At 65.8% G+C, this 15,575-nt stretch carries 16 protein-coding genes and 1 other RNA gene; 14 read left to right on the top strand and 3 right to left on the bottom strand.

Going from position 1 to position 15,575, the window contains the following annotated elements:
• Positions 1–93 precede the first annotated feature (93 nt).
• From CKO40_RS12840 to minE, 9 genes are all read left to right on the top strand, one after another.
• A complete protein-coding gene (locus tag CKO40_RS12840) occupies positions 94–1,008 on the top strand; it encodes a DMT family transporter (protein WP_200346613.1) in 915 nt (304 codons plus the stop codon).
• A gap of 195 nt (positions 1,009–1,203) precedes the next feature.
• Positions 1,204–1,300, top strand: an RNA gene (gene ffs / locus CKO40_RS12835) — signal recognition particle sRNA small type.
• 104 nt (positions 1,301–1,404) lie between these two features.
• Entirely contained in the window at positions 1,405–3,333 is a 1,929-nt protein-coding gene (gene dnaX, locus CKO40_RS12830; protein WP_200346612.1) for a DNA polymerase III subunit gamma/tau, read from the top strand.
• Positions 3,334–3,408: 75 nt separating this feature from the next.
• Positions 3,409–3,732, top strand: a complete 324-nt coding sequence (locus CKO40_RS12825; protein WP_200346611.1) for a YbaB/EbfC family nucleoid-associated protein — start codon at positions 3,409–3,411, stop codon at positions 3,730–3,732.
• 34 nt (positions 3,733–3,766) lie between these two features.
• On the top strand, positions 3,767–4,363 hold the full coding sequence (gene recR / locus CKO40_RS12820; RefSeq protein WP_200346610.1) for a recombination mediator RecR: 597 nt from the start codon (positions 3,767–3,769) through the stop codon (positions 4,361–4,363).
• Positions 4,364–4,390: 27 nt separating this feature from the next.
• Positions 4,391–4,735 (top strand): histidine triad nucleotide-binding protein, encoded by a 345-nt coding sequence (locus CKO40_RS12815; protein ID WP_200346609.1) that lies wholly within the window; start codon positions 4,391–4,393, stop codon positions 4,733–4,735.
• A gap of 157 nt (positions 4,736–4,892) precedes the next feature.
• Positions 4,893–5,678, top strand: a complete 786-nt coding sequence (gene minC / locus CKO40_RS12810; RefSeq protein WP_200346608.1) for a septum site-determining protein MinC — start codon at positions 4,893–4,895, stop codon at positions 5,676–5,678.
• A 185-nt stretch (positions 5,679–5,863) separates the two neighbouring features.
• Positions 5,864–6,673 carry a septum site-determining protein MinD gene (gene minD / locus CKO40_RS12805; RefSeq protein WP_200346607.1) on the top strand — a complete coding sequence of 270 codons (810 nt, stop codon included), beginning with the start codon at positions 5,864–5,866 and terminating at the stop codon, positions 6,671–6,673.
• A 4-nt stretch (positions 6,674–6,677) separates the two neighbouring features.
• A complete protein-coding gene (gene minE / locus CKO40_RS12800; protein WP_200346635.1) occupies positions 6,678–6,950 on the top strand; it encodes a cell division topological specificity factor MinE in 273 nt (90 codons plus the stop codon).
• 1 nt (position 6,951) lies between these two features.
• Here the strand turns inward: minE and CKO40_RS12795 are convergent, their stop codons facing one another.
• Genes CKO40_RS12795 through CKO40_RS12785 form a run of 3 tightly spaced genes read right to left on the bottom strand, consistent with a single transcriptional unit; the run spans position 6,952 to position 8,799 of the window.
• Positions 6,952–7,422, bottom strand: coding sequence for an EVE domain-containing protein (locus CKO40_RS12795; RefSeq protein WP_200346606.1), 471 nt, complete (start codon positions 7,420–7,422; stop codon positions 6,952–6,954).
• A gap of 55 nt (positions 7,423–7,477) precedes the next feature.
• On the bottom strand, positions 7,478–8,482 hold the full coding sequence (gene rsgA, locus CKO40_RS12790) for a ribosome small subunit-dependent GTPase A (RefSeq protein ID WP_200346605.1): 1,005 nt from the start codon (positions 8,480–8,482) through the stop codon (positions 7,478–7,480).
• Positions 8,483–8,502: 20 nt separating this feature from the next.
• Entirely contained in the window at positions 8,503–8,799 is a 297-nt protein-coding gene (locus CKO40_RS12785; RefSeq protein WP_200346604.1) for a cytochrome c, read from the bottom strand.
• 103 nt (positions 8,800–8,902) lie between these two features.
• Between CKO40_RS12785 and orn the strand changes: the two genes are divergently transcribed.
• The 5 genes from orn (at position 8,903) to mutL (ending at position 15,574) form a co-directional block, all read left to right on the top strand.
• Entirely contained in the window at positions 8,903–9,445 is a 543-nt protein-coding gene (gene orn / locus CKO40_RS12780) for an oligoribonuclease (protein ID WP_420827379.1), read from the top strand.
• A gap of 62 nt (positions 9,446–9,507) precedes the next feature.
• Entirely contained in the window at positions 9,508–11,022 is a 1,515-nt protein-coding gene (locus tag CKO40_RS12775) for an NAD(P)H-hydrate dehydratase (RefSeq protein ID WP_200346602.1), read from the top strand.
• Positions 11,019–11,507, top strand: coding sequence for a tRNA (adenosine(37)-N6)-threonylcarbamoyltransferase complex ATPase subunit type 1 TsaE (gene tsaE / locus CKO40_RS12770; protein WP_200346601.1), 489 nt, complete (start codon positions 11,019–11,021; stop codon positions 11,505–11,507). The genes CKO40_RS12775 and tsaE overlap by 4 nt, the downstream gene beginning before the upstream one ends.
• A 344-nt stretch (positions 11,508–11,851) precedes the next feature.
• The gene (locus CKO40_RS12765) at positions 11,852–13,216 is read left to right on the top strand and encodes an N-acetylmuramoyl-L-alanine amidase (RefSeq protein ID WP_200346600.1); all 1,365 of its coding nucleotides are present in this window, start codon (positions 11,852–11,854) and stop codon (positions 13,214–13,216) included.
• 483 nt (positions 13,217–13,699) lie between these two features.
• Entirely contained in the window at positions 13,700–15,574 is a 1,875-nt protein-coding gene (mutL, locus tag CKO40_RS12760) for a DNA mismatch repair endonuclease MutL (protein ID WP_200346599.1), read from the top strand.
• The last annotated feature ends 1 nt before the right edge of the window (position 15,575 follow it).

Genomic DNA, 15,575 nt, shown 5'->3' with positions numbered 1-15,575 from the left:
CACCTTGCGGGTCCGGGTGCCCGCGCAGGCAGTTGCCCGTTCGCGCGACAATGCGCGACCCGCTCCATCCGACGATGAGGCCAAACCCGATCCATGCCTGCTTCAACCTGTTCCAGCGATGGGACCGGAACGCGCGAGTCCTGGGCCATTGCTGCGCTGCTGTTCGGTTCAACCCTCTGGGGGCTCTACTGGTGGCCGCTGCGGCTGCTGGAGCAGGCAGGGCTCGACGGTCTGTGGGCGCTGCTGTTCGTCTACGGCGGCGCCACCCTGGTCTTGCTGTTGCCTGCGCGCACGGCGCTGCGACCTTGGCGCCGCGCCTTGCCTGCTATGGCAGGGATTGGACTCTCGGGCGCGGTCTCCGGCATTGCCTTCGGCCTCGGCGTGATCGAAGGGCAGGTGGCGCGGGTACTGATCCTGTTCTACCTGGCACCGGTCTGGTCGGTGCTGATGGCCCGCTTCGTGCTTCGCGAGCCGCTGACGCCGGTGACGCTGCCGGCGCTGGCGGTGGCCCTCGTCGGCGCCGCGATGATGCTGATTGGCGGCGATCGCGGTGCGCTGGCGGGTCTTGCACCCGCTGATGCCTTGGGTTTGGTTGCCGGCTTGGCCTTCGCCGCGACGAACCTGCAGCTGCGTGCCGGGCGCGCGCTGCCGCTGTCGCTGAAGGCCCTGGCATCGGCCTATCTTGCGCCACCGCTTGCGCTCATTGCAGCGATGCTCCTCGATGTGCCGCTTACAGCGTCCCCATCGGTCATCGCCAGCGCCCTGCTGCTCGGTGCGTCCTGGATGAGCGCGATGATCGTGGCCGTTCAGATCGGTGTCCGCGCACTGCCATTGCAGCGTTCGTCGGTGCTTCTATTGTTCGAGCTCGTCGTCGGCGCAGTCTCTGCGGCACTGATCGCCGGCGAGGCGCTCGGCCCCTGGGAGCTGGCCGGCGGACTCGGCATTGTCGGTGCCGGACTCGCGGTGGTGCGCTCGGGGTCAGCCTCGCGTCCCGGCAGGCGCCGGTGAGCCCAGACTGGCGTCCAAGATTGCGCCCAGCAGTGCGCCCAACAGTGCACCAGACAATCGTCCACCGAAACGGGCCCCTGGCGGCCTTGAGCACCGACGTTGCATCTGTTGAAGCTTGCGACGGTCAGCGCTGACTGATACCGTTCGCGACTTGGTCTGCAGGTTCTGCCCAGGCCGACAAGCAATGGTGGGCCGCGCCGGTCCCCTCGCAACGCGAAACCGTGAACCCGGTCAGGCCCGGAAGGGAGCAGCCGCAGCGGTGGAAGCGGGTGCCGGGGTGTGGCTGGCGTGGTCCGCCACCCACCTCTGATTGCGCCAACGTTGGCTGCGGGTTGCGCTCCTATCCGAAGCGCTCTGATAGCAGGCTAATCAAGAGACCGTTCGGGCTACATCCTCATGACCTATCAGGCCCTTGCGCGTAAGTGGCGGCCTCGCTCATTCGCCGATCTCGTCGGTCAGGAGCATGTCGTGCGCGCGCTCATGAACGGCTTGGAGCGCGGCCAGCTCCATCATGCCTATCTATTCACCGGGACCCGGGGCGTCGGCAAGACGACGCTGGCGCGGATCTTGGCGAAGACGCTCAATTGCGAGCGGGGCGTTGGCCCGAACCCATGCGGCGAATGCTCGACCTGCACCGAAATCGACAACGGCCGTTTCGTCGATCTGCTCGAGGTCGATGCGGCGTCGCGGACCAAGGTCGATCAAACCCGCGAGCTACTGGACAATGTCCCATTCGCGCCGGTCCGGGGTCGCCACAAGGTCTATCTGATCGACGAGGTGCACATGTTCTCGGCGAGCAGCTTCAACGCGCTGCTGAAGACGCTCGAAGAGCCGCCTGAGCATGTGAAGTTCGTGTTGGCGACGACCGACCCGCAGAGACTGCCTGCGACAGTCCTCTCACGCTGTCTCCAGTTCAATCTGAAGCGCCTGCTGCCGGAGCAGATCCGTGATCGTTTCGTGACCGTGCTCGAGGCCGAGGGGGTCGGCTATGAGCTGCCGGCGTTGATGCTGCTGGCCCGGGCGGCCGATGGGAGTATGCGCGATGGGCTCAGTCTGTTGGATCAGGCGGTCGCTTATGGTGCAGGACGGGTGGAGGTCGACGATGTCCGAGCGATGCTCGGCGCCCGCGGCGGCGAGCTGACGATCGACCTGCTCGAGGCATTGGCCGATACGGCTGCGTCCCGGTTGCTGGCCGAGGTCGGGCGTATCGCCGAACTGACGCCGGATTTCGCATCGGTGCTCGAAGACCTGATCGCGATGCTGCATCGGGTTGCGCTCTCCCAGCAAGTGCCCGGCGCCTTGCGCGACGACGACCCCGATGAGGCGCGTCTGCTGGCGCTGTCTCAGCGCATCTCGGCCGAGGATGTGCAGCTCTATTATCAGGTCCTGCTGACCGGGCAGGCCGATCTTGCGCTGGCCCCGGACCCCCGGACCGGTCTCGAGATGATCCTGCTGCGCGCCCTCGCGTTTCGGCCGGCCGAGGCGTCAGTCGGCGGGCCTCCGTCGCCATCCGGCCGCCCCGGCGGCGATAGCGGTGGCGGGGCGGCCGGTAACCGCACTCAGGGCGCTGGTGCCAGCGCTCGGGCCGATGGCCGGCCCCGGCCCGTTGCCGGCCCGACGCCAGCTGTGACAACACGGGTCTCCTCTGCCGGTTCGGCGCCGGGTCAGTCCGCGCCGGCAGCGGCTGAAGCGGCCCCGGCTCCGGGTGCCGCTAGCTCGGGTGGGCGAGGGTCGGAGTCGGCCGAGATCGCGGCGCCGGCAAGTAACCAAGCCAGCAAGCAGGCCAATGAACCGGCCAGCAAGCCGTCCCGCCCGAAGGTCGACCAGATAGCCGACCATCCAATGCCGCTTGACGCAGAGACGGAGCTCGCAGCCCAGCCGTTGGGCAACGACGACTCAGAGCGTCCGGTGGAACCCTCTCCGGAGTCGGCACTGCGCGTGGTTGGAGGCTGGGGGCGGCTCGTCGAGACCGCACAGCTCAGCGGGCTGGCGTTGGAGCTCGCACGGCATTGCGCTTTGCAGAGCTGGGATGGTCGCCGGCTCGGTCTCGCGCTGAATCCAGCGCACCAGCATCTGCATGCGGCTGGCGCAGAGGAGCGCTTGCGGAAGGCATTGTCGGCCGCCCTTGGTTGTGACGAACTGCGCCTGGAGATCCGTGCCGAATCGGCTGGTGCCGAGACGCCGGCGCAGCGCGATGCGCGCGAGCATGCGGAACGGCTGGCGGAAGCCGAGCGCCTGTTGCACACTGACCCGATTGCCCGGCATTTGTGCGAGCGCTTCGACGCCGAGTGGATTCCAGGCACGCTGACGCCGCTACGGGTCTGAAAGGTGATGCGCGACCTGCGCGGCCGGCTTGCCGCCGACGGTCGGGCTTTTTGATCGATGAGAAGAGGTGAAGCCATGAAGAACGGACTGGGCGGTATGCTGAAGCAGGCCCAAAAGCTACAAGACGAGATGAAGAAGTCCCAGGAGCGCCTGGCCAATGAGGAGATCACCGGTGAGTCCGGCGGCGGGATGGTCAAGATCACGATGAATGGCCGTCACGAGGTCAAGCGCGTCGAGGTCGATCCATCCCTGATGGGCGATGACAAGGAGATGCTCGAAGACCTGGTTGCAGCGGCGTTCAATGACGCCGCTCGCCGGGTCTCGGAAAAGGCCCAGGAAAGCATGGCGGAGCTGACCTCCGGGCTGCCGCTGCCGCCCGGGATGAAGCTCCCGTTCTGAAGACCGCACGGCGCGTCGCCGGCATCGTCGATCCGTGGCCGATCCAAGCCTGCTGACCCAGCTGATCGAGTCGCTTCGCCGCCTCCCCGGGATCGGGCCGAAGTCCGCGCAACGGATGGCGTTCCACCTGCTCGAGCGGGACCGCGATGCGGGCCGCCAACTGGCCCGGATCATGGCGGCGGCGATGGAGCAGATCGGACGGTGCGAGCGCTGCCGAACCCTGACCGAGCATCGACGCTGTCAGCTCTGCGCGAGCCCGCGGCGGGATGCCGGCATCCTGTGCGTCGTCGAGCAGCCTTCGGACATCGTCGCGATCGAGCAGGCCACCCACTACGATGGTCTCTATTTCGTGCTCGGCGGGCGTTTGTCACCGCTTGATGGGATCGGTCCCGAGGAGCTGGGGCTCGACCGGCTCGAGGCCCGGTTCCACGAGCCTGCTTTGCGCGAGGTCATCCTGGCTATCAGCCCGACCGTCGAGGGCCTGGCCACCGCGCACTATATCGCCGAGCTGGCGCAGGACACAGACCTGCAGCTCAGCCGTATCGCCCATGGTGTGCCGCTCGGGGGCGAGCTCGAATTCGTGGACGGCAGTACGCTCGCTCACGCCTTCGCCGGCCGCCAAGGGCTTTAACTGTCTCGATGCGAGAGAGGAGTGAGCATGTCTGATACGATCTTCGGCAAGATCGCCAACGGCGAGGTCTCGGCTGACCTGGTCTACGAGGACGAGCACGTGGTCGCGTTCCGCGATCTCAATCCGCAAGCGCCGGTCCATGTGCTGGTGATCCCACGCAAGCCGATCCCGACCTTGAGTGCGGCCGGGACCGAGGACGCCGAACTGCTTGGGCGGCTGATGTTGACCGCGGCAAAGGTTGCGGAGCAGGAAGGGATCGCCGAGCAAGGCTATCGGACGGTCATCAATTGCAATGCTGGCGCCGGACAGACCGTGTACCACCTTCATCTCCATGTGATCGGCGGTCGTCCATTGCAGTGGCCGCCCGGCTGAATGCCCGATCGCCATGGCCTCCGCCACCGGGCCTGCGCTACCGGGCCTGCGCCGCGGTAGCGCGGGAGCCATTTGGGAGCCATTCGGGAGCCGGCCGGGTGGGGCGGTACGCTGTTAACGGAGCTCCGGGTAATCTTGGGAGACCATCGTCGAGATCATGGCAGTGAATAGCGGATCACAGGCAGAGGAGGTCGCCGAGCAGGGCACCTTCGGTGAAGACTCGCCTGCTTTCGAGCTGAAGGCGGCGGCGTTCACGCTTCCCGTGATTCGGTTGCTGCGCCTGGATACCGAGGCGCTCGAGGTGCAGCTGACGTCCAAGGTGCAGCAGGCGCCGGGCTTCTTCGAGCATACCCCGGTCGTGATCGAGCTCAGTGAGCTGCCTGCCGATGAGGACGATGTCGGTTTTCCGGCGCTCGTCGGGCTGTTGCGCGGACTCGGAATGATCCCGGTCGGCGTCCGCGGCGGAAGCCGCGCCCAGCATGAAGCGGCGAAGGCGATGGAGCTCGCGATCCTCCGGGAGGCGGCGAGCCCGCGCAAGACCGAGGCCTCACAGCCCATTCCGGATGATGTGCCGATCGCCAGTAAGCTGGGTGACCGCGATGTCGGGGTCGAGACCGGCTCGCATGTCATTGATCGCCCCGTGCGCTCCGGTCAGCGCGTCTATGCTGCCGGCGGCGACCTGACCGTCTTGGCGCCGGTGAATTCCGGTGCAGAATTGATGGCGGACGGGAATATCCACGTCTATGCGCCGATGCGTGGGCGGGCCATGGCTGGATTGCATGGAGATACCAAGGCGCGGATCTTCTGCTCTGATCTCCAGGCGGAGCTCGTCTCGGTGGCGGGGCATTATCGGGTCAGCGATCGGATTCCGGCCGAGCTGAAGGGCCGCCGCATTCAGGTCTTCTTGGAGCAGTCCACCCTGCGAATCGAGCCTCTCGAGTAGTCGAGAGGCATTTTGAGGGCGCCCGTGCTGTGACTCGGCACGCGTTGACGCATGGCGGGGTCGGGCACCTCGGTCATGGACGAACGCCTGCCAATGAGCGTAGATTCTCGAGCCGTCCGGCATTGTCGGTCGGCGCTTACGATCAAGCGAAAAGACAGGGTCAACACGTATAAGGGGAGTCCTTCTTGGCCAGAATTATCGTCATTACGTCGGGAAAAGGGGGCGTCGGCAAGACGACGACGGCTGCGGCCATGGCCATGGGGTTGGCGCAGCGCGGAAATCGGACAGCGGTGATCGACTTCGACGTCGGGCTGCGCAATCTGGACTTGATCATGGGTTGTGAGCGTCGTGTGGTCTACGATTTTGCCAATGTCATCAATGGAGAGGCCAACCTCAATCAGGCATTGATTCGGGATAAGCGCTGCGAGCACCTCTATATCCTCCCGGCGTCGCAGACGCGTGATAAGGAGGCGCTGACTCAGGACGGGGTCGGCAGGGTGCTCGAGGAATTGAACAAGTCCTATGATTATGTGATCTGCGACTCACCTGCCGGTATCGAGCACGGGGCATTGATGGCGATGTACTATGCCGACGATGCGATTGTCGTGACCAATCCCGAGGTCTCGTCGGTGCGTGATTCCGACCGGATGCTCGGGATTCTGGCGAGCAAATCGCGGCGCGCGCTCGAGAGCCAGGAGCCGATCCGCGAATACCTGCTGTTGACGCGCTATGCGCCGGACCGGGTCGCGCGAGGTGAGATGCTGGGTGTCGAGGATGTCCAGGAGATCCTGGCGCTCAACCTCTTGAGTGTCATCCCTGATTCTCAGTCGGTGCTCAATGCGTCCAATGCCGGCAACCCTGTCATCCTGGACCACGAGTCGGACGCCGGCCAGGCCTACGCCGACATGGTGGCCCGCTATCTCGGCGAGGAGCGCCCGATGCGCTTCCTCGATGCGGAGCGCAAGGGATTGTTCAGCCGACTATTTAGGGGGTGAGATGGTGGGCCTTCTGGACTATTTCCGCAGCGCAGCCGGCGCCCCGAAAGGGTCCGCCTCGGTTGCCAAAGAGCGCCTGCAGATCCTGGTCGCACACGATCGCGCCGCTCGTGGTCGCCCCTCATACCTGCCCAAGCTGGAGCAGGAGATCCTGGCCGTGATCCGCAAGTACGTCGAGGTCGATACCGATGCCGTCTCAGTGACCTACGAGCAGGAGGAAAGTCACGAGATCCTTGAGCTCAATATCGTATTGCCGGAGAGCTCGGCGCGGAGTTGATTCAAACGCCCTCCAGATTGAGGATGAACGACCACTGCGCTGCGGTGACCGGCATGATCGATAGCCGGTTTCCTCGGCGTATCAAAGGGAGGTCTTGCAGCGGCCCGTCTGCGTACTGTTTCAGCTCAGCCAGCGTGATGGTGCGCTCGAGGTGGCGCAGGTAACGGACGTCGACGAGATACCAACGCGGATTGTCCGGGTCACTCTTGGGGTCGAAATACTTGCTGTCCGGGTCGAACGCGGTCGGGTCCGGGTAACCGGAACGGATGATCTCCATGAGTCCGACGATCCCCGGCTCCTTGACGTTGGAATGGTAGAAGAAGGCCTGGTCGCCAGGCCTCATCTGGTCGCGCATCATATTGCGCGCTTGGTAGTTGCGGACACCGTCCCAAGGCTCGGTCTGGCCCTCGCGGGCCTGAAGATCATCGATGCCGAAGGCGTCCGGCTCGGACTTCATTAGCCAGTAGGCCATTGGGCCCTCCTCTGGGTCATTCAATGTGGGTTTGCGCTTCGGCTGATGAGCCGGTTCAATCGCCGACAACGGTCTTGGCGAGGTGATGGAACGCGCTCAGACGTGCTGGAGCGATCCGACCCTGCTTGTGTGCGGCCTGGATCGCGCACTCCGGTTCCTCGAGATGGCGGCAGTTACTGAACCGGCAGCGTCCGAGATAGGGATGGAACTCGGGGAAGCCCTGCTCGAGCTCGAAGCGGTCGATGCGCCCGAGACGGAAACTGCGCACACCGGGCGAGTCGATCAGTCGGCCGCCCGCGTCCAATCGATAGCTCGTTGCGGCCGAGGTCGTATGCCGCCCAAGCCCGGTGGCCGATGATAAGGCACCGACTTGGATCGGGCGATTCGGGAGCAGCGCCTGGATTAGCGACGATTTGCCGACCCCCGACTGACCAACCAGGATTGCGGTTCTCTGGGTGAGATGTTGGCGCAATGGCTTCAGCGAAGCGGGTTGTTCGAGACTCAAGGGCAGTATCGGGTAGCCGATGTCGCGGTAGTGGGCGAGCCCGGTCAGGAAGACGGCCCACTCCTGTTCTCTGAACAGGTCCATCTTGGTGCAGAGGATCAGCGCTGAGACACCGATGCGTTCGGCGGCAACGAGATACTGATCCGTTAGGAATCCGGTCGGCGGCGGCTGCGGTGCGATAACGACCGCAATGAGGTCGAGGTTTGCGGCCAAGGGCTTGTCGCGGCCATCGGCGACCGGGCGGCTGAGCAGGTTCTGTCGTGCCTCGATTGCGGTGACGACACCGGTCGACGGACCAGAGGGTTGCCAGATGACAAGGTCGCCGCAGACCGGCTCGCCGATATGCTGTCGGGACACGCAATGGTAGGCATGGCCGGTGTCGTCCTCGACCACGAGGTTTGCACCATGGCGGACGACGACCAGCCCGCGCCGGGGTCTGTCGTCCTCGAGCTCAGCGCGCGCCAGCTCGGCGCGCGCCTCAAGCTTGCTTCGGCGCCGCTCTTGGATGCGCTGAATGCGCGCTCGTTGCCGTTCCGACAGACGCCGTCGAGCCATGCCGTCTGGTCGCGCCAGGATCAGCGTTCGAACTCGTAGTATTGCTCGTTCAGCAGCGCCGTGACCGCATCCACTTGGTCGTCGAACCAGGTCAGCCCGAGATTCTGCTCACACATGCGGACCTGGCTGTGCAGTGCGTCAAAGGAGTTGACCCGGCGATCGGAGCGGGTGTAGACCTCGCTTCCGTGGCAACTCGTGCAGTTTTTCTGAACCAGCGCCTCGGCATTGATGCCCTCTTCGGCGATGGCTTGAGAAACGGTTGCCGACGAGAGGAAGAGGGTCAATGCGGCGACGGGGACAATCGCGTGTCGGTTCATATCGGTTCTCCGAAGTCAGTGGTTGACCGTAAGTGGTTGACTTAGGGCCGCAGTCTCGAGGCGGTCTCGGCAGTCAGCGGTCTCGATACAGAGTGGGGTGAATGTGGCGAACGAAGACAATCTGATCTGGATCGATCTGGAGATGACTGGGCTCGATCCGATGCGAGACCAGATCATCGAGATCGCAACGCTGATAACCGATGCGCAGCTGCGGGTCTTGGCGGAAGGGCCGGTGATCGCGATCCATCAACCCGATCATGTGCTGGCGGCGATGGACGACTGGAATCGCAAGCACCATCAGCAGTCGGGCCTGATTGATCGGGTTCGCGACAGCGATCACGATGAGCAAACCGCCGAGCGCAAGACATTGGCGTTTCTCGAGCGTTGGTGCAAGGCCGGTGCATCACCGTTGTGTGGAAACAGTATCTGCCAGGATCGGCGTTTTCTGGCGCGTTGGATGCCGCGGCTCGAGTCCTTCTTCCACTATCGGAACCTCGATGTCAGTACGCTGAAGATTCTAGCGCAGCGTTGGGCGCCCGAGGTGGCGAAGGGGGTCAAGAAGGATGGCGCGCATCTTGCTCTCGCTGACATTAAGGAGTCGCTCGCGGAGCTTGCGTACTACCGCGCCGAGCTGTTGCGCGTCTAGGTTTGCGGCGATGCCTGAGAGGTCTTCGGTCATGCTTCGAATCCGCTTCAGTCGAGGTCCCGATGCCGCGCGAGCTGCCTGAGTCCCAACGATTGCCGCGTGCGCTCTATCGCGCAGAGCAGGTGCGAGCGCTCGATCGGGCGGCGATCGAGCAGGAGGGCATCCCCGCGTTCGAGCTCATGGAACGCGCCGGGGCCGCGGCCTTTTCGATCCTGCGGTCGCGCTGGCCGGAGGTGCGCTCGATCGTCGTACTGGCCGGGCCGGGCAACAACGGTGGGGACGGATATGTGCTCGCGCGCCTGGCGCATCAGCACCAGATCGCTGTGCGGCTGTTGATGCTCGGTGAGCATCAAGGGCTCCGAGGGGCGGCTGCAGCGGCAGCACAGGCCTATCAGGATGCCGGCGGCGTTGCCGAGCCGTTCACGCGGGTACCGCCGGACGCCGAGCTGATCGTGGATGCCCTGTTCGGCACCGGTCTTGGGCGCCCCCTCTCCGGGATCTGGGCCGAGGCGGTCGCGCAGTGCAATGCATCCCGTGCGGCGATTCTGGCGCTCGATGTGCCATCCGGTCTGCAGGCCGACACCGGGGCGATCCTTGGGGCGGCGGTCGAAGCAAGCGCCACGGTCAGCTTCATCGGTCTGAAGCAGGGGGTGTTCACGGGGCGTGGCCCGGACTGCAGCGGCCTCGTCTGCTTCGATGGGCTCAGGGTGCCCGCCCGGATCTATGCCGCGGAGGTCTTGTCGGCGCGTCGGATCGACTGGAATCAACAGGTCCGATTGCTGCCGCGACGCCGGCGCAGCGCGAACAAGGGCGATTTCGGTCACCTGCTGATCATCGGTGGCGCGGCCGGGATGGGGGGCGCGCCGCGGCTGGCCGGGGAGGCCGCACTGCGGACCGGCGCCGGCCGGGTCTCGATCGCAACGCATCCAGGACATGCCTCGGTGCTGAATCTGACGCGGCCGGAACTGATGGTGCATGGTGTTCGTGAGCCGGCCGAGCTCGACGCGCTGCTGCACCGCAGTAGTCTGATCGCGCTCGGCCCTGGGCTTGGTCAGGCCGACTGGGGATTGGCCCTGTTCGAGCGTGCGCTGGCGTTGGATCGGCCGCTGGTGGTGGATGCCGATGGACTCAATCTGCTGGCGCGCGCGCCCCGGCGACGCGATGACTGGGTGCTGACCCCGCATCCGGGCGAAGCGGCTCGGCTGTTGGATATTGCCGTCTCCGAGGTCGAGGCCGACCGCTTCGCGGCCGTGCAGCGTCTGTCTGAGCGCTACGGCGGCGTGATCGTGCTCAAGGGCGCTGGCACGCTGATAACCGGTCCTGGCACGCGTCCGATCGCTGTCTGCACCCAGGGCAATCCCGGGATGGCCAGTGCGGGGATGGGGGACGCCTTGACTGGCATCATCGCGGCATTGATCGGGCAGGGTCTCGAGCCGGCGCTGGCGGCCGAGGCGGGGGTCTGTCTCCATGCGGCGGCCGGTGATCGAGCCGCCGAGCGCGGGCAGCGGGGCCTGATCGTCAGCGATCTGATCGCCGAGCTGCAGCCGCTGCTCGCCGAGTCCGATGGCGAGCGATGACCAGACGATCGGTTCGCTGCGAGCTTGCAGGCGAGGCAGCGCAGCTTGAGTTCGGCGCACGGCTTGCGCGTGCCCTTGGGGGACGCGACGCGGTGATCCATCTGCGCGGAGAACTCGGCACCGGTAAGACTACGCTGGTGCGCGGGCTGCTGCGCGCGCTCGGTTACCCCGGGCCGGTGCGCAGTCCGACCTACACTCTGGTCGAGCCCTACGACAGCATCGTGCCAGCAGTTGTGCACCTGGACCTCTATCGGTTGAGTGATCCCGAAGAGCTCGATTATCTCGGTGTGCGCGATCTGAGCGCCCGCACGGGCTTGATGATAGTGGAATGGCCAGAGCGGGGGGCAGGCGTGCTGCCGCCGGCGGACATCGAGATCGAGATCGAGCACGCCGGACTCGCCCGGCGAGTGTCGGTGAGCGGGTCCTCGGATTGGGCGCCCGTGATGGCCGCTTTGACCTTGGTGGGTCCTGACGCGGACGCGTAGCGTTGCAAGCGGTGTCCTGACGGGCGAAACCTCGGAACCGGTCGCTGAGAGGTCCCATGAGGCGGTGGTCGCGGGCATCCACCGGTCAGTAGCAAGCGGCCCGGAATCCTCATCCAATCCGCGCTCTTATCCGGCCGAGGCAGCGGCCAGCAGTCGTTTCTAGCCTGAGGGTTGTGGCGTTGCGGGATGGTCGTAGAAAGGCGACAGTGTGCTCAGGTCAGACTGAGGAATCGCTTTCAAGCAGCCGTATAGGCTTGGAATGTCCGTTCCGACCGACTATGCTTTTTGGGGTAAATATACCACTCGTGTCGCGGCGGCAGGGCCGCCGAACGGATCGCCTGCAGATGTTCAGGAAGCTTGCTCGAAACAGTCTCCTCGCAGCACTGATGCTCATGACGGTCGCTGCAGCCGCCGGGCAGGTCAGTGTCGACGGCGCGCGTATCTGGAATGGCCCCGACCACACTCGCTTCGTTGTCGATACCGAGGCCCCGGTCGAGCACAAGGTCTTTGCGCTCAAGGACCCGCACCGGCTCGTCATCGACTTGATCGATGCCCGCCTCGACGGTGGCCTGCCCGACCCGGCCGCGGACGACCGGGTCGTGGCCGGACTGCGCAGCGGTATTCGCGCCGGTGACGATCTGCGCCTGGTACTGGACCTCAAGCAGCCCGCCCGGGCGAAGAGCTTCAATCTCGAACCGAACGGCACCTACGGGCATCGTTTGGTGATCGACCTGATGCCTAAGGTGGAGGCTGGGCGCAGCGCGCCGCTGACGGCCGCCTCCATCAATCGCGGGTCTGGACATCCGTCGGTGCACGGGGTGCGCCCGGCGACCCGCGATCTGGTGATTGCGGTCGATGCCGGACATGGCGGTGAAGACCCGGGCGCGATCGGTGCGCATGGGACGCGCGAGAAGGATGTGACGCTGGCGATCTCGCGCAAGCTGGCGCGACGGGTCGATGCCCATCCTGGCTTGCGCGCGGTGCTGGTGCGCGATGGTGACTATTACATTCGGCTGCGCGAGCGCATCGAGATCGCGCGGAAGCATAAGGCCGATCTCTTCGTCTCGATCCATGCCGACGCCTTCAAGGATCGACGCGTGCGGGGCTCGTCGGTCTTTACCCTCTCTGCGGGCGGGGCGACCAGCGAGGCGGCGCGCTGGCTGGCCGAGCGTGAGAACCGGGCCGACCTGATCGGCGGTGTCGACCTGAAGAAGCGCGACGACATCTTGGCGACCGTGCTACTCGAGATGAGCCAGAACGCGACGCTCGAGCTCAGCGATGTCGCTGCCGACAAGGTGCTGGCCAAGCTTCGCGGCCTCGGGGAGGTGCATCAGCAACGCATCCAGAAGGCCGGTTTTGCGGTGCTCAAATCGCCCGATATCCCGTCGATGCTGGTCGAGACGGCGTTCATCTCGAACCCGAGCGAGGAGCAGCGTCTCCGCGACAAGGCGTATCAGGATAGGCTTGCGCAGGCCATCCTCGACGGGATCGTCGAGTATTTTGCCGAGTATCCCCCGCCTGGCACGCGCTTCGCCAAAGCGAGATCGGCGATCACGGCGAGCGCGCGCCGCCACCGTATCGAGTCGGGCGATACCTTGTCCGAGATCGCGCAGAGCTATGGGGTCAAGCTCGGATCGCTGCGACATCTGAACCGGCTCGACGGCGATCGCATCCGTGCCGGACAGGTGCTGATCATCCCCGAGAGTTGAGACGCGACGTCGGACTGCGGTGCGCAGACCGCGCGCAGGTCGGCGCCGCGGGGCCGATGCGTTGAGTGGCGTCGAGCCGACTTGCGGTTCTCGGCCGGCCCCGTCGGCCGGCGGCGTCGGCCGCTCCCGTCGGCTGTCAGGGCGTCGGTATAGCCCTCCGCCCTGACTGTCGGACAGGGTGAGCCCAACGGCGCTGATTGTTCCTGCGCGTTCTGTCCGGCGATCAGGCGGAATGGCTATATACCCATCGCTAACCGATCCTCGGTTTTCCTCGACCGCTCCGGGTCGCGTCACGGCGCTCGGGGGACGCCGTGAATCCATCCGTGGAGGCTTGACGACGGCATCCATGCCGTCGACACCCCCCGTTCGCCGTGACCCGACCCTCCGCTCTGCCGTGCCGAGCATTGACGTGCTTTGGGTATAACGGCCGTACGGGCGCTGCTCTTGCTTGCCGCAGCGGCTGCTTTTTGGTTCCATCAGTGGATGCCGCCTATTCGTCCATTGCCGCCGCTGCTCATCAATCAGATCGCTGCCGGTGAGGTGATCGAGCGCCCGGCGTCTGTCGTCAAGGAGCTGCTCGAGAACAGTCTCGACGCCGGGGCCGGCGAGATCCGGGTCGATCTGGAGCAGGCGGGGGTCAAGCGTATTCAGGTCCGCGATGATGGCTGCGGTATCGCCCGTGACGAGCTTGCGCTCGCAGTCGCACGCCATGCGACCAGCAAGATCACGAGTCTCGACGATCTCGAGGCAGTGGCCAGTCTCGGCTTTCGCGGCGAGGCCCTGCCGAGCATCGCCTCGGTGGCCCGCGTCGAGCTGACATCGCGGCGGGCTGGGCAGCCCCATGGCTGGCGGCTCTGCAGTGACGGCGGCGATCTCGCCGACGAGCCGGAGCCGGCCGCGCACCCGATCGGCACCTCGGTCGAGGTGCGCGATCTGTTCCACCGGGTGCCGGCGCGGCGCAAGTTCTTGCGCACCGAGCGCACCGAGCTCGGCCATATCGAGCAGCTGCTGCGACGCCTGGCGCTTGCCCGCCCTGAGGTGGGGTTCCGCGTCCAGCACAACGGACGTGAGCTGCTCGACCTCAGACCGCAGGCCGAGTCCCAGGGATCAGCCTCGCAAGCGCGTCAGCTGCGGCTACAGGCGTTGCTCGGTGAGGCCTTCATGAGCCATGCGCTTGAGCTCGACGAGCGTGCGGCCGGGCTCGAGCTGAGCGGCTGGGTTGCACGTCCGGCCTTCTCGCGCAGCCAGGCGGACCTTCAGTTCTTCTTCGTCAACGGTCGGATGGTGCGGGACAAGCTGGTGAGCCATGCGGTGCGCCAGGCGTTTCAGGATGTGCTCCATCATGGGCGCCAGCCGGCCTATGTGCTCTATCTGCGGCTCGATCCACGTCAGGTCGATGTGAATGTCCATCCGGCCAAGCAGGAGGTGCGTTTCCGTGAGGGCCGGCAGGTGCATGACTTTCTGTTCCGTAGTCTGCACCGGCGTTTAGCTGCCGGGGTGCAGGGGGATGACCTAGCAGGGCCGGTGCGCCAACCGGAGTCGCCTGAGGCCGGCGTCGCGGCCGGCGCGGGGGTACAGCCGACGGCTCAGGCGCAGGCGCCAGCCGCGCCTGCGCGGCAGTCGTCGCTGCCGCTGCGCGTCGGTGATGGGCGCGGCGCCTATGCGGCGGAGCTTGCCTGGCAGCAGCCCGCGGGCGCGGCCGCCGAGCCCATGACTGGGGCATCGGCGGCGGAGCAGCCGCTCGCTGGTGCACAGGCTGCTACCGAAGCGGCGATCCCGCCACTCGGTTACGCGATCGGTCAGGTCAACGGCATCTATATCCTGTCCGAGACCGAAGACGGTCTGATCATCGTCGATATGCACGCGGCCCATGAGCGCATCGGCTATGAACGCCTCAAGGCAAGCTGGGCGGAGGGGGCTGTGCGGCAGCAGCCCCTGTTGGTCCCGATCGCGGTCGCCGTCTCGCAATCTGAGGCGGATCAGGCCGAGCAACAGCGGGCGTTGCTCGAGTCGCTCGGGATCGGGGTCGATCGCGGTGGGCCTGAGCGCCTGATCCTGCGTGCCGTTCCGGCCATCCTTCAGGACGCCGACCCGGAGCAGCTGCTGCGGGATCTCTTGGCCGATCTAGCGGCCGAAGGCGGGACCGATCGGATTCAGGCCGAGATCAACCGGGTCCTCGCGACCATGGCCTGCCATGGCTCGGTGCGCGCGAACCGTCAGCTGACGCTGCCGGAGATGAACGCGCTGCTGCGGGCGATGGAGCGCACCGAGCGCGCCGATCAGTGCAATCATGGCCGGCCGACCTGGGTGAGACTGTCGCGTCAGGCGCTGGATCAGCTGTTCTGGCGCGGGCGTTGAT

It is taken from the genome of Halochromatium glycolicum (assembly GCF_016584085.1).
Lineage (GTDB): Bacteria > Pseudomonadota > Gammaproteobacteria > Chromatiales > Chromatiaceae > Lamprobacter > Lamprobacter glycolicus.
The sequence above is the reverse complement of the archived record's forward strand: the minus strand, read 5'-3'. Positions and strand labels throughout refer to the sequence as shown.